The sequence below is a fragment of the Candidatus Arthromitus sp. SFB-turkey genome, assembly GCF_001655775.1.
Lineage (GTDB): Bacteria > Bacillota > Clostridia > Clostridiales > Clostridiaceae > Dwaynesavagella > Dwaynesavagella gallinarum.
Genome location: NZ_LXFF01000012.1, coordinates 57,335 through 79,193, shown reverse-complemented (window position 1 = coordinate 79,193; position 21,859 = coordinate 57,335). Strand labels below are relative to the sequence as shown.

The window sequence follows — 21,859 nt, the reverse complement described above, 5'->3', positions numbered from 1 at the left end:
CAAATATGATCTACATTTTTTATACAAATAAATTTACTTTAGAGTCATGTGCATCTGAAAAATAACTAGCAACTCCCGCATACTCAATGCCATCAATCAACTCTTCTTTTTTGATTCCCATAACATCCATAGACATTGTTCAAGCTACAATACGAACACCATTTTTAATTGCTGACTTCATTAAATTTTCTAAAGAATCTACATTTTTGTCATTCATAACTTTTCTCATCATTTTTGTACCTAAACCACCAAAATTCATTTTAGATAATTTTAATTTTTTAGATCCTCTTGGCATCATCATACAAAACATTTTATCTAAGAAAGATTTTTTTACATTAACTTTTTGATTTTTCCTTAAAGCATTAAGTCCCCAAAAAGTGAAAAACATAGTTATTTGTTTTCCTAAAGACACAGCTCCATTTGCAATAATAAATGATGCTAACACTTTATCTAAATCACCACTAAATACAACAATCGTTTGTCCCTCATCCTTTTGGACAATTTCAAATTTATCTGGAGATTTTTCCAAAGATCCTTTTTGAATATATACAATATTTTTAAAACCATCTCGTTCTTTTTTCAAAACAAAATTGTTCGTTTTCTTGCACCAAGATTCAACATCACTGCAAAATCCCATATCACTTGCAGCAACTTTTATAATTTCACCATCTTTTAAGCTTTTAATGCTTTCGCTTAATTTTAAAATTGGACCAGGACATTGAAGACCACTACAATCTAAAAAAATTTTCTCTTTTATTTTACTTTCTTGAACAAAATTATTTTTCATTTCATTTTTAACCTTAAACTTATAATTTTTATAAAAACCAAATCCACCACTTAATATTTTCACATTTGTAAAACCTTTTTGATTTAAAATTATCGCACTATTATACGCTCTCACACCTACTGCGCAATAAACAATAATTAATTTATTTTTATCAAGTTCATTATACCTTGTTCTCAATTCTCCGTATGGAATATGTTTTGAGTTCTCTATATAATCAACTTCTCTCTCTATATTTTCACGAACATCAAGAACAATTACCTCATCTTTTATTTCGTCATATTCTTTGGGTGTAATGAATGTTGCTTTTCCATCTATAATGTTTTCAGCAACATATCCAACCATATTAACAGGATCTTTGGCTGATGAAAATGGTGGAGCATATGCCAATTCTAAATTCATTAAATCTCTAAATTTTCCACCTAAACCTATTACTGTTGAAATAACATCTATTCTTTTATCAACTCCATCCATTCCAACAATAGACGCACCTAAAATATTTTCTCTCTTATCAAACATAACCTTTATTGTTAATGGAGTTGCATTTGGATAATATCCAGCGTGAGAATTTTGTTGAATAATAACAGTTTCATAATCTCTATGAAGAACAAATCCCTTTGAAGTTAATTGCTTTTCATTTAATCCAGTTCCTGCTACAACCAAATCAAAAGCTTTAACAATACTAGTTCCTTGAGTTCCTCTATAAGATTTTAAATTTCCACTTATTGTATCAGCTAATAATCTTCCTTGTTTATTTGCTGGTCCAGCTAATGGAATCATCGTCTTTTCCTTATCTATAAAATGATCTACCTCTATTACATCACCAACTGCGTATATATCTTCAATATTAGTTCTTAAATATTCATCAACAATAATTCCTCCTCTATTATTTAAATTTATACCGACCTCTTCTGCAAGCTTACTGTTTGGTTTAATTCCGATAGACAAAATTACCATATCACTTTTAATAATTGTTCCATCATCTAAAAAAATATTTATCCCATTATTAATATCTTCAAATTTCGTAACGCCCTTTCCTAAATATAAATTCACTCCATAAGAATTAATATTTTGATGAACAAATTGTGCCATTTCAAAATCTACATTACTTAATAGCTGATTATTTTTCTCAACAATACTGACATTAATTCCTAAATGATGTAAATTCTCAGCCATTTCAACTCCAATGAATCCACCACCAACAACAATTGCATCCTTCACATTTTTATCTGAAATAAATTTTTTGATATTATCCATATCTGGAATTGTCCAAAGAGTTTTAACTCTATCACTATTTATTCCGTCTATTGGAGGTTTTAATGGAGTAGACCCTGTTGAAATAACTAATTTATCATAATTTTCTTCATAAATTTCATTGCTTTTTAAATCTTTAATTTTAACCTTCTTTTCATTTGGCAAAATTTGAATTACTTCATTTTCAACTTTTACATCAATATTAAATCTCAATTTCATATCTCTTGGTGTAGTCAATAATAAATTCTCTCTATTTTCAATTACACCAGAAATGTGATATGGCAATCCACAATTTGCATAAGAAATATACGAACCTTTTTCAAAAACTAAAATTTCAGCATCTTTATTTACTCTCCTTAATCTTGCAGCCGTAGTTGCTCCACCAGCAACTCCTCCAATTATTATTACTTTCACTATCTACAACCCTTTCTCAAAAACTATTCGTAGATAATATCACAAAAATTAAAAAGTGTATGTGACAATATCACATACACTTACTTCCCATTAGATACTTTCATTAACTTTTCTTTGTCAATTATAGTTATAATTCCTCTAGAGCTTTTAACAATTCCCTCTTTTTGAAAATAATTTAACAATCGACTTATAACCTCTCTTGCACTTCCCAAATGATTTGCAATTTGCTCATGAGTAATCATTAGCTTATTATTTTCAAAATAATTTAATTCTTCTAACAAAAAGGTAGCAACTATTTGATCCATTTTCTTGTACAAAACCTGATTAAGAAGCCACATAACTTCTGAAAATCTATTTGCCATTAACTCATTTGTATAATTAGAGACACAAACATACTTACTCATAATATTTTTGTATATATTTGAAGGAATCCAAATAGCAATGCTCTTTTCTTGTGTCTTAAGCATCACTTCAAAATTAATACTATTAAAAATACAATTTGCAGATAAAAAACACATATCATATTGATATAAGCGATATAATGTAATTTCTTTTCCTTCATTCATAATATATACCCTAAACTTGCCATCTTTAGCAATTAGAAAACCATAATTCTCATCACTCAAAATCAAATAATCTTTCTCATATAAAATTTCTCTAGAATTTTCAACAATAATTTTTTGATCAAGAGCACTAAGTCGATTCCAAAATGGTAAAAATAACTTAAAATTCATTTCATACTCCAAAACTTTAAGGAACGATATAAGTTTTCAAAACTCAAATCATAATTTTTTTCCAGCTAATTTATAAAAACTTATAGCATAAATTTTTACATTCGTCAAAATATCTTGGATACTCATATATTCATTTGGATTGTGACTTATATTTTTTTGTCCAGGAAAACTTGGACCAAAAGGAACAATATTAGGCATCATCTTCGCATAAGTTCCTCCGGAAGTTGTTACAGGAGTTCCATCTAAGCCTGTAACATATTCATAAGCTTTTTGAAGAGATTTTATCATATAGTTTTCTTTTGGAAATTTAACTGGAAGAAATTTATTTAAAATTTTAGCATTAAGCCCACTAAATTTTTCAATCTTTTCATTTACCTTTTCAATAATTTTTTCACAATCAGTTCCAAAAGGATAACTTATTACAACTTCAAATTTAATTTTTCCCTCATCACTTTGAAGTTTATAATTTCTAAATTCCAATTTTCCATATTCCTCATCTTCAAAATCAATTCCAAGTCTTTCTCCTAAATTTTTTGAATTTAAAAAATATAAATTTAAAAATTCAAAAAACTCATCTGTGTATTTATTGTCAGTAAAAATTGTTAAAATAGCTCTACCTCTCTCAGAATACACAACGGGATATTTACAATCAGGAGTAAACCCCATTATAGGAGGATTTTCATTTTTAAGATAATATTTTAAATCTTCAAACTCTCCAGACTCTTCATCACATCCAAAAATAATTCTTATTGGAAGTTCAAGCTCAACCTCCAATTCTTTGAGTACGTACATTGCATAAAGACAACTCATAATAGGACCTTTATTATCTAAAATTCCACGACTATATATAACACCATTTTCTAAATATCCGCTAAATGGATGCTCTTTCCACCCTTCACCAACATCAACAACATCTAGATGACCAATAGAGCAAATATATTTTTCTCCCTCACCGTACTCAGCATATCCAATATAATTTTCAAGATTTTTCGTACGAAAACCAAGTCTCTCACTAATCTCCAATGCTTTTAACAAAGAATCTCTAATTCCCACACCAAAAGGAGCATCTTCTTCTTTTTGTGATTTTATACTTGGAATTTTTACAACTTCCAAAATTCCATTTATGATTTCATCCTTCAACTCATCAACTTTTGATAAAATCTTCTCTTCCATAAAATTATTTCCTTTCTAATGGCATTGTCCTTGTTTTCATATAATCATCTAACCATTCTTTACTTGCAACTTCATGCACACATTTATTATTAATAATTTTTGTTAAATATACCTTTGGAGGTTCATTCTCTGTTACAACAGCAAAAGAAAATCCTTCAATGTTTGTAGCAACTCCCCACTCACCTTTATTATTCATGGCAACGATTGACATGTCTCCAGCTTTATTTCGTCTACTTTTAAGTTTCGCATCAAATTTACTAACTGCTCTATCACAAGCTTCTTGAGGAGAAAATCCTTCCCCCATAAGCCTAACAACCTCATATGAAATACAACATTTCATAAGATCTTCTCCAAGTCCCGTAGCCGTAACTCCACCAATCTCACTATCAACATAAAAACCTGAGCCAGCAATTGGAGAATCTCCAACTCTTCCTTTTTTCTTCATAAAAAGTCCACTTGTTGAAGTACCTACAACCATCTTTCTATTTTTATCAAGCGAAACCATTCCAACAGTATCATGTCCATCATAAGGAACAATATCTTCTTTTTTTAATTTTTTAATTTTGTTTTCATAGTGAATCTTAGCTCTATCGCTTAACATATTTTTTCTCTCAAAGCCTTCTTTATGAGCAAACTTTTCAGCTCCTGCTCCAACTAACATACTGTTAACTTTTTCAATACTCAATCTTCTAGCAATTGATATTGGATTTTTAAAATCTTTTATAGCCGCAACGCATCCAACATCTAAAGTATCTCCATCCATATAAGCTGCATCAAGTTCAACTTCCATTTCTTCATTTGGAAGCCCTCCATATCCAACAGATTTATAATAAGGAAAATCTTCAACCTCCTTAATAGCTTCCTCTATTGCATCACCTGCACATTTTCCATTTTCTAAAAGCTCTGCTCCTTTTGTTATTCCTTCTAGTGCCATTCTCCAAGTCGCAATCATTCCCCACATATTTTTTCCTCCTAGAATTAAAATCATATAATTTAAGCCATTTCACCTTAAAGCAAAATGGCATTTAAAATTTTATTTAAAACAAGATTCATTTCTTATAGTTTCGGAATCCTTACCATCATGTAATTTTTTCACAACGCTTACAATATTTCTGAAAGAATCATTTAATCCAACTCCTCCTTTTTTCGGAGTTTCAACTATTAAAATTTTATCTTTATACTCAGAAATAATTTCTTCGTTCTCTTTTGACATAGCTGCAAAAGATTTAACTTTAGTCTTAGTATTTATATCATAACAAATCTTTGCACACATCTTTGAATAATCTTCGTAATTAAATGAAGGTCCACAAATAACTATATCTGGATTTAACTTATCTAACTTAGCACAAATTTTTCTACTAATTTCTTCTGGGTCTTCAAAATAAGTTCCATTGCCACAATAAAAACAAGCAACAACTTTTGCATCTATCTCTTTTAACATTGGAGATAAAGTAACGGCGGGTCCTAAAAGCTCCTTACTTCCTCCTAGAGAAATCATTTTATCATCTTTTGTTCCAAATCCAGATTGTATTTGGTCAAAAAACATAATTACTTTTATCAAAATAACAACCCCCTATATTTAAACATCATCAAAAGATAAATCTTCTTCTGTGATAGTATCTTTATCCTCAATTTCCTTCATTTCTTCTTTAATAAATTGTTTATCCATAATTTTTATAAATGGCATGTAAATAAATACTCCCGCTATTAAAAGTAAAACTTGAAGCACAGCTCCAGTCCATCCTGTTGATAAAAATCCTGAAACAATAATTGGTGTCGTCCAAGTTATAGGCACTCCACTTGGATATGGAACCAGACCTATTTTCATAACGATATATGAAACAACAATGTTAAATGTAGGAACAAGTAAAAATGGAACAAACATAATAGGATTTAAAACAATTGGAAGTCCAAATATAATCGGCTCATTTATTCCAAATATTCCAGGAGCAAGAGATAACTTTCCTAAATTTTTAATCCTCTTTGATCTACAAAATAAAAGCATCGCTATCAATAATGATAAAGTTGATCCTGCTCCTCCAAAAGTTGCAAACAAGTCTTGAAATTGTTGAGAAATAATGTTAGGTATAGGCTCACCAGTTCTAAATGCTTCTAAGTTTTGTGCTGCAAGAGTTTGTAAAATTGGATTATAAACCGCCCCAACAACTGATCCACCATTTACTCCAATAAACCAGAAAATATGAACAAATATATACGCTGTTACCATAGCCCAAACTGTATTTCCAAGATTTAATAATGGAATTTGTAACATTTCAAACACAAAATTAAAGGCATTTTCAAAAGGCGTAAATGAGAAAATAATATTTATAACGAAAAATACTGTAATAACTAACGTAGCAGGTATTAAAGCTGCAAAACTTTGAATAACAGTTGGAGGCACTCCATCTGGCATTTTTATTATCCAACCTTTACTATTCGCAAAAGCATATATGTGAACTGCTAAAAATGCGACAATCATACCAACAAACAATCCACTAGACCCAACCCACTTTAATGGTATACCAGAAACATTCGTATCCACACCTGAAATTAAAAGACTTCCTTTTACTAAAACTTCATATGGCATTAATAAAAACCACGACACAACACTTATTGCAGCCCCAAAAATTTTATTAACTTTCATATGACCTGCAAAAGAATAACCTATAGCCATTACAACAATTATAGCCATTATGTTAAATGTAGCCTCTGTTGGCTTCACCATAAATGTTGTCCAATTTTCACCAAAAATTCTTCCCCAAAATTCTGTCCAACCTGGTATAGGAAAATTGGCAATTAATAAGAAGAATGACCCTGCTATCAATAATGGCATCGATACAAGAAAACCATCTCTTATAGATAATAAATATTTATTTCTTCCTACCTTTTCAGCAAGAAACATAAAAAATGATTCCATCTTCTTAAACATAATTCTCTCCTCCTATTTTTTTATTAATTAAATTATCTTTCCAAAAATTTTAGTGGTCTCCATGGCTTTATATAATCCAATAAAATATGTTCATTTTCAGGTATTTTCCCAATAACATTTCTTCTTCCATCATTCTCTACATCTTTTAAAATTATTTGAAATTCACATTTATATTTTGGATAATTATCATTTAATATAACAACGTCTCCCCTTTTTAGATCTCTAGTGTTTGCTGGCTTTAAATTTTCATTTTTAAATACATCTCTGGTTTTTAAAGAACGTACCACATTTTCATTAAAATCTCCCCTAATTATATGCATGTCCTCAAAATATAAAATATTTCTTTCAATATCCGTAAGCTCTTTTTCAAATTCAATATCAAATGTTAATATTCTCGGATCTATTTTCGAACATTCAAAAAGTTCTTCATCTAGAGCAAAAGCATTACCTATAATTACATCATCTATCATTCTTGTTGCAAATAAATGTCTCACCTGAATAGATATTGGTAATCCTCTATGCATTTCTAAAGTTGGTAATCCTTCATATACAGGCCAAGGTCCAAAAGAGTTTTTATTTTGACTTGAAACAAAAGCTGCTGTTTTTAAGGAATACGTTTTCATCTGTTTATTACATTCATCAAAATGTTCTAAACTCAATCCAGTATACCTTTGTGGATAAAAGTTATGACAAGTCATTATGTTTTGTAAGTTTGGATAATAAGACATAACACAATCTAAATATTTACTTCCCATACTAGCATTCAATTCTATTTTTAAATTTTGTTTATTATAAGACATCAAACTCTCTTTTCTTCCATCAAAACACTCGTCAATTCTTATTCCATCAGCATTCATATGTTTAAATAAATCCAAATTATCATAGCTTACTCCAAGCTTTTTAAAAACATTTGGATTAATATCTAAAATAACTTCCATCCCATATCTATGTGCCATATCACACACTTCTCTAAATTCTTGAACTAACTCATCTCTATTTTTATCTTTAACACTCAACAAACAAGTAAATACTCTTTTAAATCCCAATTTACCTGCTTTCTCAATATAATCCAAATTTTCATCTCTTTTACAATGTTCTGGATAAACAGATATTCCTAATCTAAACAAACTACCAACTCCTTAAAATTTTTTATCATCATATAAAAATTATACATTAAATATAAATACAAATCTATAAACATTTAATTTCAAAAAAAAGATTGGAAATTTTTCCAATCTTTTTAAATATTTATCCAAATACTCTATTAAGTTTATCTCTCAAAAATTTCACCGCATTAATGCAAACATCTTTCCAATCATCATTGTTTACATACCAAAATTCTCCTGTGAACATTCTAACTCCAATTTCTTTTAAAGCAGTTATACTTTCTATAAATTCTGTGTGACCTGTTCCATATTCAATTTCTCTATAATGATTAGGAATTGTTTCTTTCAAATGAGCTGCAAAAATATGTCCCTTACCAGTTCTTATATCATCACTCACACTTTTATTGTACAAAAGACTTGCATTTTTAAGATTACCTATATCTGGATAAACTCCTAAGTATGGACTATTTATTTTATTCACATATTCCATAGACTTTTCAACCGTATCCATAAAAGGAGTTTCCATAGTTTCAAAACCTAAAATTATTCCTTTTTGAGAAGCCATGTAAACACATTTTTCTAGATTCTCCTCAAATATTTTTTTAGTTTCAGCACTTCCTTTTTCATAATAAACATCGTACCCAGCTAGTTGAATTATTCTAATTCCAAGATCACTTGATAAATCAACCGCTTTCTTCATTATTTCAAGGGAACGATTTTGAACTTCTTTGTCTGAATGTCCTAAAGGAAATCTTCTATGTCCACTTAAACACATGGTGTTTATTCTTTGACCAGTTTTAAAAATTGCATCTAACACATTTTTTCTTTCCTCTTTTGTCCAATCTAATCTCGATAATTTTTCATCTTTTTCATCAATGCTAATTTCTAAATAATCAAAACCGAATTCTTTATTTAATGTAAGTTTCTCTTCCCAAGTTAAATTTGAAGGCATACTCTTTTCATATTGTCCCAATAAATATTTTTTCATAAATCACATCACCTCTGCCCATAATAAGCATTTGGACCATGTTTTCTCTTAAAATGTTTATTAAGTAATACATCATCCATAATATTTATATCATTGTTACAAAGTTGTCTACTTGTAAATGCCATCATTGCACATTCTTCAAGAACTAAAGCATTTTGTACAGCATCAAGAGCATTTTTTCCCCAAGAAAATGGTCCATGACTTTTAACTAAAACTGACGGAACCTCAATTGGATCAATTTTTCGGCTATTAAAAGTTTCAACGATAACTTTCCCTGTTTCAGCTTCATAATCTCTATTTATTTCATCTTCAGTCATATCTCTTGTACAAGGAATGCTTCCATAAAAATAATCTGCATGAGTTGTTCCTAAAGATGGAATATCTTGTCCAGTTTGTGCCCAAGAAGTTGCCCATCTTGAATGAGTATGAACAATTCCTCCAATTGAAGGAAAAGCTTTATATAATTCAACATGAGTCATTAAATCTGAACTTGGTTTTAAATCTCCATCTACAACATTTCCCTCAAGATCACAAATAACTATATCTTTATCATCCATTTTGTCATAGCTAACACCACTCGGCTTTATTGCTATAACTCCTTTTTCTCTATCAATTTCAGAAACATTTCCCCAAGTTAAAACAACAAGATCATATTTAGGTAAAAGTAAATTCGCTTTTAAAACTCTTTCTCTTAGTTTTTTAAAGTCCATATTTTTCCCTCCTAATCCTCAACTATATAAACAGCAGCCTCGTTAGCAGTATGATTAGCACTTAAAATTAAATCTCTTCCCTCTTCGTTAATTAAATATAAATTTGCTGGTCCAACTTCTTTATCTATAATCTTAGTTACAAATTTTCCATCTTTAAATTGCACATAAAATAACTCTGCATCTTTTCGTCTAACTCCTGCAATAAAAGTTGGCACTCCTCTTAATGTTCCAGCTACCAATGAGTGAGCAAAATCTATTTCATTTTCATACGTATAAACTCTTGACCATTTGCCATCAATTTCTTTATAAATATGAATCTCATTTCCATGGAAAGGCTCAATAGTCATAATTTCTTTCACACCATCGTTATCTATATCAATTATGGAAACCTCCCCAATATATCCGTCTAAAATCTTCTCTATTTTCCAATCTAAATTTTCATTTTCAGGTGGAATAACTTTATATAATCCATCATCACAACCAAAATATCCACAAACATTTCCACTTCCATCATAATCACGATAATAACCATGATTTCTATACATTCCATCTCTAAGAATTTCAACTTTCAATTCTTCATCTGGAGTTTCTGGAAGTTTTCCAACATAAATTCTTCCTGGAACACTCCAATCTTCTTTATTCTGCTTTGTAGTCGCAATGGTTGCACCAATAAAATAATTAATATTTCCAACTCTATAAATATCAAATCTATGTATATATGGAATTTTTAAAATATCTCTGTATTCCCAACCATTTTCAGTTTTCTTACCCCAAACAACTTTTGCAAGAGATGGTGATACTTTCATATAAAATTCTTGTATAGCTAAAAATTCTTTCTCTTTATTTGGAATTTGAATTATTGACATACATCCGCCTGGCTCTTTCCACAATTCTTCTTGAACCTCAAAATTTCTTCCTGAAAAACTTTTACAAACAACATTTGGATCTTCACTCGCAAAAATTAAATGGTTTTCATCATCATAGAAAATATTACTTACAGCATAACACCTTTTTATATCATCCAATTTAATTTTGGAAATATTCATACAAAATTCCTCCCAAACATTTTAAAAATATAAAGAAAGCTACCAGACATGGTAGCTTCTTATTAATTAACTCCAGCAGCTATTAGTCCTTCTTCAATTTCCTTAGCTGACATAACATTTTTCAAACCAACAATTTTTGTTCCTTTTTCCTCTGCTTGCTTAAACATAGGAACAAAGTTCTTAGAACATAACACCACATCATATTGTGATGCTAAAGATTTTCCTTCTGAAATAGCACAGTGATAAATTGATTGAACATCAATACCCATTTTCTTTATAACTTTTTCAACATTTAATTTTATCATCATACTTGTTCCTGCACCATTTCCACAACAAACTAATAATTTTAATTTTCCAGCCATAAATTTCATCCTCCTAAAATTTCAAAATTAACAACTAGCTTTTTCATTCATCTTTTCTTGATAAGCATCCCAATCCTCAGTTATTAAAAAGTAAGTATCTGGTCTTCTTCTGTATTGTATTTGTGGAATAGCAATCAAAATCAAAATCACTATACCAATTCCAACATAACCTGCATACTTCATAATTACTGTAAATGCTGGCCAAATAGTTGCCCAGTCAAACATTCCTAAATATCCTCCAAAATCAGCAAGTCCTACCCATCCTGCAATAAGTGCTGAACCAAAAACTTGAATTAAACCAGATATAAATGGGAATATCATCGCCGCCTTAATTCCTCCACGATTATCTGCATAAACTGCAATAACTGCGTTATCAAAGAACAATGGAACGAATCCTGCAATAATTAATGTTGGTGATTTTAACAAAATCAGCGTTAATATTGCTAAAAATTGTCCAAGTGCTCCCATCAAAAATCCAACCGTAACAGCATTTGATGATCCAAATCCAAACACTGCTGCACAATCTATACCTGGTACAGAACCTGGTAAAAATGAATTTGAAATCCCTTGAAATGAATTTGTAAGTTCTGTAACAAAAGTTCTAACCCCAAGCTGAAGTATCGCTAAATAAACTGCAAAATTTAAAGAAGTTGTCATTATGTAAAAGAAAAAGTTCTCCGATGACTTCATAAAATCAGCTTGAACCAAATAATCTTTACCTAAAATGGCCAATATAATTCCAAAAAACAAGAACATTAAACAAGATGTAGCAACCATATTTTCATTAAATATAGATAAAAATCCCGGGAACTTAACATCATCTAAACGTTTACTACCATCTTTCTTAAACTTTTCAGCCAATTTAGAAAAAATAGCTATTCCAAACATTTGTTGATGAGCAATACAAAATCCTCCACCCTCTGTAAGCTCTTGTGTAATCTCAACCGTTAAATTTGATCCAACAGCCCAATAAAGTCCTAAAATAATCCCCATAACAATCAAAATCCAAGTATCGTTAAGAGCTGGAAAACAAAATAATATCAACCAAAAAGCTGTAGACGCCTGTTGAACTTGAACATGACCTGTAGTAAACACCGCTCTCATTTTTGTATACTTTTTAAATCTAACTAACAAAAGATTCATGACAAAAGCAATCAATAACAAAATTAGCACATTAGAAAATGTTCTACCAAATACTTGAGATAATCCTTCAGTAACAGCGTTTTGACCAAAATACGGATCTATTACAGCTGCATTCAAATTAAATCTATCTCTCAAGCCAACAAGTATAGGTCTAAAATTATTAACAAGTCCAGATGATCCCACTGTCAAAATCATATAACCAACAGTTGCTTTTATAAATCCTGCAAAAGCATCATAAATAGGTCTCCTTAACAATAAATATCCTATCAATACCATAAAACCTATTAAATACGCTGGCTTAGTTAATATATTATCAGTAAAAAATCCCCAAACTTTTATTAAAATATCCATACATATTCCTCGCTTTAACTATACTTTTCTAAAATTTTCTTTAAATCCTCTTCATTTTTAATACTCATTAGTTCTGCCACCATCTCTTCGTTAACTAAAGTTTCCATAAGCAATTGAATATTTTTCACATGTTTATCATGATTATCAGCTGCAAGAGAGAAAAACAGTACAGCATCTTTCTCCTCGTCTTCTAAATCAAACTTAACTGGTGTATTAACTTTCATAAATGAAATCGCTGTACCATTACACCCTTCTGCTCCTTCACTTGAATGAGGCATAGCTATATTTGGTGCAATTACAATGTACGGTCCATATTTTTCTATACAATCTATTACCGAATTAATGTAATCCTCATTCACAATTTTTTCTCTAAGTAATGGTTTATAACTTGCCCAAACTGCATCTCTCCAATTTTCAAAACCTTCCTCAAAAACATAATAAGATTTTTTAAAAATTTCTTTTAACATTAAATCATCTCCTATAGAATTGAACGGAATGGAACATTTGGCTCGTCAGTGAAGCAATCTTCAAACCCTCTTCTATAATGATATTGTCTTTTATCTTTATCGTTTGGATATACAAATTTTCCTCCTACATCCCATATAAATGGTTTAAATTTATATTGTAAAACATCTTTTTTGTATTCATAAAGCATATTAACTTCTTGTGGATCTGCTTTAAAATTTGTCCAAACATCGTAGTGAAATGGTATAACAACTTTACATTGAAGAGCTTCTGCCATACGTAAAATATCTATAGAAGTCATTTTATCCTGATTTCCAATCGGATTTTCTCCAAATGACCCAAGTGCCACATCAATTTCATGATCTTTTCCATGTTTTGCATAGTAAACAGAATAATGTGAATCTCCACTATGATATACACTTCCTGCAGGAGTTTTAATTAAATAGTTTACTGCCTTCTCATCCATATCAGTTGGGCAAACTCCTCTTATATCTTCATCAGCTGTCACTAAGCAAGTCCTATCAAAACTATCTAAAACAACAATCTCTATATCCTTAATTTTAATTACATCTCCTGGTTTAACTTCTTTACATCTTTCTTTTGGAACACCATATGATATCCATTTTTCTACGCACTTCTTCGGTCCAATAAAAGGAACTTCTTTTTGAACGTTTTTTATTACAGCAGCTGCATAAAATGGATCAATATGATCATTATGATAATGTGTTGATAATACTGCATCAACATCTTTAACAGCAAATGGATCAAAAACAACTGGAGCAGCTCTCAAGTTTGGTTGAGTCATTCTTCCACCTGTCATATTTCTCATTTGATGAAACTTGTCCATCTCTTTAACTTTCTTTGTTCTCTTACCATTTCCAAACCACAAATCAATAGAAATATTTGTATTATTTTCAGTCTTCATCCATATTCCAGTACAACCAATCCACCACATTGAAAATGTACCTTTTTCAACTATTTCTTCCTCTATTTCTTCATTTAACCAAGTTCCCCATTCAGGAAACGCACCTAATATCCAAGATTCTCTAGTTATATTATCAATTTTATTTCCCATAAATAACATCCCCTTTACTATGATTAATAATATGATTTAATTTTATTATAAACGTTTACATATTTCAACATTTTTTATGAACTTTTGAACTTTTTTATGATTATTTTTATTTTCGTTTGTTGAATGATTCTTAAAAAAAGATTATACTACTCCTTAATAACAATTTAATTTAGTAAAATTGAGGTATCAAGTATGAATGTTATAAAACATTATTCAATTCAAGAAAAATTTCGTCTATTCTTAGTAACTATAATTTACATAATTTTTTGTTTATACACTATAAACTTAATAACAAATGAACAAAATTTTTATGCAAAATTAGTTTTCCTAGCAATAATGATAATTTTTATTTCAATTTCAATTTGGTCTGAATACTTACGTTTTTTATATCAATCTGCCATATTAACTTTAAATATTAATTTAGATCCAAAAACATCTTTGAAAATATTTGAAAAATTAAATAAAAAAGACTTTTTTAAAAGTTATTCAAAAACATTTTTAATTTTCAAAATTTTACACAATATGTCAATTAAAAATTATACAGAATGTTTAAAAATACTAGATGAAAATAATAAATTCTTTCGTTCATCACTTGATAATTTATTAATACAAAAATACACCTATTTTTTCTGTTATTACAAACTCCATGACATAAAAAAAATTGAAAAATATTACAGAGACTTACAAAAATTTAGAACTTCAAAAATAAAAAAGGGACGACTTTCTCCTCTATATAATTGGGATTTTATTGATGGTATATATTTCAAAGCCATCTATAATTTAAAACAAAGTAAACACTTTTTTGAAAATACAAACACAACTAATATGAATAATTTAGAATTACTTTATTATTTTTCTGAATACGAAGATTTATTGCTAAAATTAAATCTCAATGAACAGGCTAAAAAAATTAAATACAAAATCAAAAAAATTAAAGAGGGTGATTATTTTGAAAATAAACAAAAAAATAATTAACGCTCGTCGTAATAAAATATTATCAGAAATTCAAACACACAATGAAGTTTGGGTAAACGAGTTATCAAAGCAATTAAATGTATCTCCACTTACAATAAGACGGGATTTACAATTTCTTGAAGAAGATGGATTTGTTGAAAGATTTTATGGAGGAGCTAGATTTAAAGAAAACAAAAACACAGATAATAATGAAATTTACGAAGACAACATAATACACTCACTTGCCAAATGTGCTGCAAATTATATCGAAGATAACGACACTATTTTTATTAATTCAAGCAAAACTGCTCTTTATGTAATTCAATACATAAACAGCAAAAATGTAACTGTTATCACCAACAATTGTAAAATCTTTCTACTAAAAAGTAATCCTAATGTTTCAATATTTGCAACAGGTGGAGAATTTAATCCAATCAAAAAATCTTTCACTGGGGAATTTGCGTTGAGAAATTTAAACAAGGTTAGTGCAACAAAATGTTTCTTAGGTTGCAGCGGTATAAATTCAAATGGAATTACAACTGTTGTTCCACAAGAAGTTGCTATAAATGAATGTATGCTTGAAAGATGTATAGGAGATGTATTTATCATAGCAGATAGTTCAAAAATTGGTCGCGAATATAGTTTTCTAAGTGGATCAATTAAAAAAATAAATACATTAATAACAAACGCTCCAATATCTGAAGAGTTGATAAACATACAAAAAAGAGGAGTTAAAGTTGTACAAATTAATACTTAAAATTAAAAAAGAGTGTAGGAAATCCTATTTATCTACACTCTTTTTTCAAAATTATTTAAGTTTTCTGAGAGAATTTCTCTTGATAATCTCTTCAATTGCATTAAATAAGTACATTTCTTTCATCTATGTTAGAATAAAGCACGTTAACACAACCCTTACCTTTTCCGGGATTTTTAAGTTTATCTTTCAAATACAAAATATATTCAAAATCCATAGAATGCATAGAAAAATGATTTTTAGAAACTGAAAACGCAATATAATTTCGCATTTTCCCAGTTCCAAGCTTATATGTTGGTATCTTATATGAAATACTTCTTCAATATCTGAATGATGTTTTCGCATATAATCAACAAAAAATATTATCCAATCCTTTTGTACGTCGGTTAAATTTTTGATATACAAATCTACATCATTTTCAATCATATAATTTAATTCCTCATAAAAATATTTTCAAAATTATCTGAATAAATTTTTAATTGCTCTTGCAACATCTTTAATCTTTCTTTTATTTTCATCACTTGAAATATAATTTTTAGCATCTCTAATAAATTTTTTGAACGAAAATTTATCATACCCTATTTTGTAAACAACATTTCTCTTAGGTTTATTATTATAATTCATAAATCTTTTCAAATCATAAATTTTAAATTTCATAAAATTAACTCCTTATACTAACTATATTTTTTTAAAATTTCATATACCTTTCTTACTTCATCTTCATTAGTTCTCCAAATTTCATATTCACTTAAACCTGGCATCCCCATATTAACATTTAAATTACGATATTTCATTTTACTTTCCAATACCTTTTTAGCTGACATATGAAAAGATTTAACTTCAGTTTCATTTAAAAATTTTTCAATTACATTTGAATTCATTCCTCCCCCTGCCATAATACTAATTTTATCATTAGCAATATCATTTAATTCTTTTATAAGATCAATCCCATCTAAACAATTATTTTGTTGCCCTGAAGTTAATATTGTATCAATTCCTAGCGAGATTAACTTTTCTAAAGCAACAAAAGGATCTTTACACACATCAAACGCTCTATGTAAAACAACTTTCATTTCTCCAGATAAATCAATAAACTCCTTCATCAATTCAAAATCAATATCACCATTTTCATCCAAACATCCTACAACTATTCCATCCGCTCCTGCATCTCTAAATAATTCAATTTCCTTTTTCATAATTTGTTTTTCATAATTCGTATACAAAAAATCTCCAAATCTTGGTCTTATAAGAACATGAATTTTTATATCACAATTTTTTCTAATCTCTTCAAATAAATATAAACTTGGAGTTGTCCCTCCGATTATAAGATTACCACACAATTCTAAACGATCAGCTCCACCATTGGAAGCATTAATTGCAGATTCTACACTATCAACACAACATTCCAAAATATATTTTTTATTCTTCATATAAACCTCTCTTACAAAAATTTTTATATAAATACAATACTTTAAAATGTAAACATTTTAAAGTATAATATATACATAATTTTCTGAGGTATAAAATTATGAAATTTATATTTTTAGTATTAGGAATTCTTTCTTTTACTCTTGGTTTTATTGGTGTATTTTTACCAATATTACCAACAACACCTTTTCTACTTTTTTCACTGTTCTGTTTCACAAAATCATCACCTAAATTTGAACAAAAACTCATAAATTCAAAAATATACAAAAAATATCTTGAAGACTTTGTTAAACATAGACGTCTTTCTATTGGAAGAAAAATTTTTTTATTGTGCTTAGCTACATCAATGTTAATGTTTCCTTTAATAATTTTAGATGCAATAATAATAAAAATTTTAATAATATTACTACTAATTTATCTATACTACTATTTCATTTTTAAAATAAAAAATTTTTAAATTTGAAAAAAATATTGTATTATGTTAATATTATAAATGAAAATTATTATCATTTATATAAATAGGAGATTTTTATTATGTTAGATCAAAAAGTTATAGACATTGTAAAAAGTACAGTTCCTGCTTTAAAGGAACATGGTTTAGATATAACTAAAACTTTTTATGGATTAATGTTCAAAAATAATCCAGAGGTTAAACCTCTTTTTAGTGAAGATAAACAAAAAAGTGGTGAACAAGCAAAAGCTTTAGCTATGTCAATTTTAGCTGCCGCACAAAACATAGACAATTTAGAAAAAATTATGCCTGTTGTTACTAAAATAGGTCAAGTTCATGTTGATTCAAAAGTTAAACCTGAACATTATCCTATAGTTGGAAAAAATTTATTACTTGCAATAAAAGAGGTTCTAGGTGATGCTGCTACAGATGAAGTTTTAGAAGCTTGGGGAAAAGCATATGAAGTTATTGCTGAAATTTTTATAGATGTTGAAAAGAAATTATACGAGACAGCATAATTTTTTCAAAACATAAGCACACTTTTTAGTGTGCTTATTTTTATGTAATAAACTTTTAAATCATTTAAAATTTTTTTGTTGTAGAATCTATAAAATAAATTAATTTTCATTTAGAAAGGATAATTAAACATGTCGAAAAAATTTATACAAGATCCGTGGGCAAAAGTAACTACACGTAATGGATTAGCTGGAGACGAAGTTATATCATCGCTACAAAAATGTATTAGAAGAGGTTTAGTTGAAGAAGCATGTCAATTTGCATATGAAATGTACATAACTTCTCCTCAAATGGAAGAAAAACTTTGGAGAAGACTTATAACTATAACCGTTGAAGATATTGGAATGGGAGATCCAAACGCTCCAATACTTATAAACAATTTAAATGAAATGAGAAAAAATTATGCTTATGCAGACGGAGATCGTCCAATCTTTTTTATTCATGCAATTAGATACCTATGTTCTTGTAAAAAAGATAGATCCAGTGATCTATTAAAAAATATTATAATTAAAAATTTTGCAATGGGATTTGTTCCAGAAATTCCTGATTTTGCTTTAGACAAACACACTGTTAGAGGAATGGAAATGGGCAGAGATTCTTTCCACTTTTTAACAGAAGCTAGTAAAGTTATTCCTCAACTTCCTGTAGAAAATGATTATAAAGAACGTTACTTAGAAATTTTAAAAATTTACGATCCTAATAATACTGTTGAATCAACTTTCAAATACAATCAATGGCAAGAATAATTTTTATGGAGGAACTAAATATTGAAAACTAATTCTTTGTTTGAAAAATTAGATAAAACTTTATCACCAATTGGTGCAAAAATCGGTAATCAAATACATTTAAAAGCTGTTTCAACCGGTATGATGCTCACTCTTCCAATGATTGTAATAGGATCATTATTTTTAATTGTAGCAAATCCTCCAATAAATCCTGATTTAATAGATCCAAATACTACAAATATATTTTTAAAATTTCTTTTATCTTGGAAAGATTTTGCTGTAAAAAATTATTCTTTAATTACAACCCCATATGATATGACAATGGGAATGCTTGGACTTATAACAGCATTTACAATTGCATTCTCTTTAGCAAGTGAATACAAAATGAAAAGTGCAATGTCTGGATTAATTTCAATGGCAGTTTTTCTAATGATATGTGCTCCTATGTCTGATGGAAATATTCCTACAGAATTTTTAGGAACAAACGGTTTATTTTTGGCAATATTAATCGGAATAATTTCTGTTGAAATTACAAGACTCATTGAAAAAAAAGGATTTGAAGTAAAACTTCCAAGTAGTGTCCCTCCTGCAGTAACTGCATTTATAAATTCAATGTTTCCATTACTAGCAAACATTATAATCTTATATGGATTAAATATAATTGTAAAAATAATTTTTGGTGTAAGCATTCCTCAAGGAATACTACAATTATTAAATCCTGCTTTATCTGTTGTTGATAACATTTGGGGATTTTTACTTATAGTAACTTTTGGAAATATTTTGTGGCTTATTGGTGTTAATGGAACATCTATTATTTTTCCAATTGTTTTCACTCTTGGAATTACAAATACAGGTTTGAATGCCGAATTAATAGCAGCTGGAAAAGAACCAAATATTTATATGAATTTACAAATGTTTAGAGCTACCGTTCTTGGTGGTGCTGGTAATACACTTGGTTTATGTATTCTCATGTTAAAAAGTAAATCTGTTCATTTAAAATCTTTAGGAAGATTATCAACAATTCCTGGAATTTGTGGTATAAACGAACCAATTATATTTGGATCTCCAATTGTTTTTAATCCCATTTTAGCAATACCATTTATAATAACTCCAATAGTAACTGTAAGTATGACTTATTTTGCACAGGTATTTGGAATTATTGGTACCGGACATATTGTTGATCCATCATTTACTCCATTTTTTATACAGGCATACTTATCGTCCCTTGATTTTAGAAATGTAATATTTAGTTGTGTAATTGTAATAGTAAGTATTTTTATTTACTATCCATTTTTCAAGGTATATGAAAAAAATATATTAAAACAAGAATCTGCACAAAATTAAAAAAAATTAGCACATCTATTTGTGATGTGCTTTTTTTAATTTAAATATAAAATATCTTGTTTATTAGGAAGATTTATATGTTTTATTTCTTTATTTTCAAATTCTTTTTTCAAATCAACTGCACATATTCTTCTATTATTTGAAAGATTAAAATAATAAATTAAACTTTCAGAACACATAGCCGTCATACATAAAGTCATTTGATAATCATATCCAGTTTCTGTTTCCATACACATAACCCCTGCTGGAATATCTACAGATGAAAAATTATGAAACATTTTTGTTATTCCATCAATTTCATTTTCTGCTTTAACTGAAAACTGTTTTAATAAAGCTATTTTAACAAATCTACTTACTGAAGAATAACTACCTGGCAATTTCAACCCCGAAAAACCAAAATCTCTAAATTGTTTATTGCAAATTTCTTGCTTAGAATTTAAAATCGGAGTTACTCCAACATAATTTCTAAGATTTTGTTCATGCCATTTATAATTTGGACTATTAGTTAAAACTCCAATAGAATCTCTATGAATTGTTATTTCCCCATCATCTGGCTCAATAATAATTGTCTCCCCTGTTCTATCAGAAAAAATATAATGAACTGGTATCTCATTTCCAAAAACTTTTTCACTACTTAAATTTATATTTTTTATCTCAATACATACCTCTTCTACAGTTTTACATTTTCCAAGTAAATATGTAACTAAAAATCCTGGATTAATATCTTTCTCTGCTCCCTTTTGAGTATCATATTTTGCAAATCCTGGATATCTAAGAAGCGCTCCCATTAATCCTTCTTCATTTATTCCATCAACTAAAATCGGTGTTTTTAACCCATTTACTGCCATTCCAACAAAACAATATTTTGTTTTAAACATACAATTTTTTTCAATTAACAAACTTAATTCAAAATTTCTAGGGACAATAACAATTGAATTTCCTCTTAAATCTCCAAACTGGTCATAAGTTCTTCCTAATAAATGCTTTTTATCATTTGTTTCCCACGAAAAACTACTACAAGCAAAATTCATATGTAATCACATCCTATATTTTATATTGTTTCAATTATAGTATAAATATTTCAAATACTTTTTAAAACACATATTCATTAATAAATTGTTTAACAATTGTGATATAATCAATTAATTAATTG

At 28.6% G+C, this 21,859-nt stretch carries 24 protein-coding genes and 1 pseudogene; 6 read left to right on the top strand and 19 right to left on the bottom strand.

Translation table 11 applies throughout. From position 1 onward, the window contains the following. Nucleotides 1-19 precede the first annotated feature (19 nt). The 14 genes and pseudogenes from A6P36_RS01975 to ulaG form a co-directional block, all read right to left on the bottom strand. Nucleotides 20-2,455, bottom strand: a pseudogene (locus A6P36_RS01975) (FAD-dependent oxidoreductase). Nucleotides 2,456-2,532: 77 nt separating this feature from the next. Then, nucleotides 2,533-3,186 (bottom strand): Crp/Fnr family transcriptional regulator, encoded by a 654-nt coding sequence (locus A6P36_RS01970; RefSeq protein ID WP_066760529.1) that lies wholly within the window; start codon nt 3,184-3,186, stop codon nt 2,533-2,535. A gap of 48 nt (nt 3,187-3,234) precedes the next feature. Beyond that, entirely contained in the window at nt 3,235-4,359 is a 1,125-nt protein-coding gene (locus tag A6P36_RS01965) for a Sapep family Mn(2+)-dependent dipeptidase (protein WP_066760528.1), read from the bottom strand. A 4-nt stretch (nt 4,360-4,363) separates the two neighbouring features. Further along, entirely contained in the window at nt 4,364-5,320 is a 957-nt protein-coding gene (locus tag A6P36_RS01960) for a N(4)-(beta-N-acetylglucosaminyl)-L-asparaginase (RefSeq protein ID WP_066760527.1), read from the bottom strand. A gap of 72 nt (nt 5,321-5,392) precedes the next feature. After that, nucleotides 5,393-5,920 carry a GrdB-related putative oxidoreductase gene (locus tag A6P36_RS01955; RefSeq protein WP_242861621.1) on the bottom strand — a complete coding sequence of 176 codons (528 nt, stop codon included), beginning with the start codon at nt 5,918-5,920 and terminating at the stop codon, nt 5,393-5,395. 18 nt (nt 5,921-5,938) lie between these two features. Further along, nucleotides 5,939-7,288 (bottom strand): PTS sugar transporter subunit IIC, encoded by a 1,350-nt coding sequence (locus A6P36_RS01950; protein WP_066760526.1) that lies wholly within the window; start codon nt 7,286-7,288, stop codon nt 5,939-5,941. A 32-nt stretch (nt 7,289-7,320) separates the two neighbouring features. Further along, nucleotides 7,321-8,415, bottom strand: coding sequence for a DUF871 domain-containing protein (locus tag A6P36_RS01945; RefSeq protein WP_066760525.1), 1,095 nt, complete (start codon nt 8,413-8,415; stop codon nt 7,321-7,323). 121 nt (nt 8,416-8,536) lie between these two features. Further along, on the bottom strand, nt 8,537-9,382 hold the full coding sequence (locus A6P36_RS01940) for an L-ribulose-5-phosphate 3-epimerase (protein WP_066760524.1): 846 nt from the start codon (nt 9,380-9,382) through the stop codon (nt 8,537-8,539). 8 nt (nt 9,383-9,390) lie between these two features. Further along, nucleotides 9,391-10,092, bottom strand: a complete 702-nt coding sequence (locus A6P36_RS01935; RefSeq protein ID WP_066760523.1) for an L-ribulose-5-phosphate 4-epimerase — start codon at nt 10,090-10,092, stop codon at nt 9,391-9,393. A gap of 11 nt (nt 10,093-10,103) precedes the next feature. Continuing rightward, nucleotides 10,104-11,138: a hypothetical protein gene (locus A6P36_RS01930; RefSeq protein WP_066760522.1), complete on the bottom strand. Its 1,035-nt coding sequence runs from the start codon at nt 11,136-11,138 to the stop codon at nt 10,104-10,106. 62 nt (nt 11,139-11,200) lie between these two features. Further along, nucleotides 11,201-11,500, bottom strand: coding sequence for a PTS sugar transporter subunit IIB (locus A6P36_RS01925; protein WP_066760521.1), 300 nt, complete (start codon nt 11,498-11,500; stop codon nt 11,201-11,203). 27 nt (nt 11,501-11,527) lie between these two features. Next, nucleotides 11,528-12,994 (bottom strand): PTS ascorbate transporter subunit IIC, encoded by a 1,467-nt coding sequence (locus tag A6P36_RS01920; RefSeq protein ID WP_066760520.1) that lies wholly within the window; start codon nt 12,992-12,994, stop codon nt 11,528-11,530. A 14-nt stretch (nt 12,995-13,008) separates the two neighbouring features. Continuing rightward, the gene (locus A6P36_RS01915; RefSeq protein WP_066760519.1) at nt 13,009-13,461 is read right to left on the bottom strand and encodes a PTS sugar transporter subunit IIA; all 453 of its coding nucleotides are present in this window, start codon (nt 13,459-13,461) and stop codon (nt 13,009-13,011) included. A gap of 11 nt (nt 13,462-13,472) precedes the next feature. Beyond that, complete coding sequence (gene ulaG / locus A6P36_RS01910) at nt 13,473-14,534, bottom strand: L-ascorbate 6-phosphate lactonase (protein ID WP_066760518.1); 1,062 nt, start codon at nt 14,532-14,534, stop codon at nt 13,473-13,475. A 192-nt stretch (nt 14,535-14,726) separates the two neighbouring features. Between ulaG and A6P36_RS01905 the strand changes: the two genes are divergently transcribed. Both A6P36_RS01905 and A6P36_RS01900 read left to right on the top strand, forming a co-directional pair. Continuing rightward, on the top strand, nt 14,727-15,509 hold the full coding sequence (locus tag A6P36_RS01905; protein ID WP_066760517.1) for a hypothetical protein: 783 nt from the start codon (nt 14,727-14,729) through the stop codon (nt 15,507-15,509). Next, nucleotides 15,484-16,245: a DeoR/GlpR family DNA-binding transcription regulator gene (locus A6P36_RS01900; protein ID WP_066760516.1), complete on the top strand. Its 762-nt coding sequence runs from the start codon at nt 15,484-15,486 to the stop codon at nt 16,243-16,245. The genes A6P36_RS01905 and A6P36_RS01900 overlap by 26 nt, the downstream gene beginning before the upstream one ends. Nucleotides 16,246-16,345: 100 nt before the next feature. Here A6P36_RS01900 and A6P36_RS08040 read toward each other — a convergent pair whose 3' ends face one another. The 4 genes from A6P36_RS08040 to A6P36_RS08325 form a co-directional block, all read right to left on the bottom strand. Further along, nucleotides 16,346-16,513: a hypothetical protein gene (locus A6P36_RS08040; RefSeq protein ID WP_156507954.1), complete on the bottom strand. Its 168-nt coding sequence runs from the start codon at nt 16,511-16,513 to the stop codon at nt 16,346-16,348. A gap of 188 nt (nt 16,514-16,701) precedes the next feature. Continuing rightward, nucleotides 16,702-16,899 carry a hypothetical protein gene (locus tag A6P36_RS01895; protein WP_066760515.1) on the bottom strand — a complete coding sequence of 66 codons (198 nt, stop codon included), beginning with the start codon at nt 16,897-16,899 and terminating at the stop codon, nt 16,702-16,704. Nucleotides 16,900-16,916: 17 nt separating this feature from the next. Next, a complete protein-coding gene (locus A6P36_RS01890) occupies nt 16,917-17,672 on the bottom strand; it encodes a copper homeostasis protein CutC (protein ID WP_066760514.1) in 756 nt (251 codons plus the stop codon). Next, entirely contained in the window at nt 17,662-17,886 is a 225-nt protein-coding gene (locus A6P36_RS08325) for a hypothetical protein (protein ID WP_242861624.1), read from the bottom strand. Before A6P36_RS08325 ends, A6P36_RS01890 begins: the two co-directional genes overlap by 11 nt. Here A6P36_RS08325 and A6P36_RS07910 point away from each other — a divergent pair. From A6P36_RS07910 to A6P36_RS01870, 4 genes are all read left to right on the top strand, one after another. Next, the gene (locus tag A6P36_RS07910) at nt 17,780-18,127 is read left to right on the top strand and encodes a YbaN family protein (protein WP_242861623.1); all 348 of its coding nucleotides are present in this window, start codon (nt 17,780-17,782) and stop codon (nt 18,125-18,127) included. The two genes, A6P36_RS08325 and A6P36_RS07910, sit on opposite strands and share 107 nt — an antisense overlap. Nucleotides 18,128-18,204: 77 nt before the next feature. Next, entirely contained in the window at nt 18,205-18,639 is a 435-nt protein-coding gene (locus A6P36_RS01880; protein WP_066760512.1) for a globin domain-containing protein, read from the top strand. A gap of 129 nt (nt 18,640-18,768) precedes the next feature. Continuing rightward, complete coding sequence (locus A6P36_RS01875) at nt 18,769-19,383, top strand: hypothetical protein (protein WP_066760511.1); 615 nt, start codon at nt 18,769-18,771, stop codon at nt 19,381-19,383. Between the two features lie 21 nt (nt 19,384-19,404). Continuing rightward, nucleotides 19,405-20,706, top strand: a complete 1,302-nt coding sequence (locus A6P36_RS01870; RefSeq protein ID WP_066760510.1) for a PTS sugar transporter subunit IIC — start codon at nt 19,405-19,407, stop codon at nt 20,704-20,706. Nucleotides 20,707-20,741: 35 nt separating this feature from the next. On the opposite strand, the gene A6P36_RS01865 is transcribed toward A6P36_RS01870, so the two are convergent. After that, on the bottom strand, nt 20,742-21,737 hold the full coding sequence (locus A6P36_RS01865) for a linear amide C-N hydrolase (RefSeq protein ID WP_066760509.1): 996 nt from the start codon (nt 21,735-21,737) through the stop codon (nt 20,742-20,744). Nucleotides 21,738-21,859 lie beyond the last annotated feature (122 nt).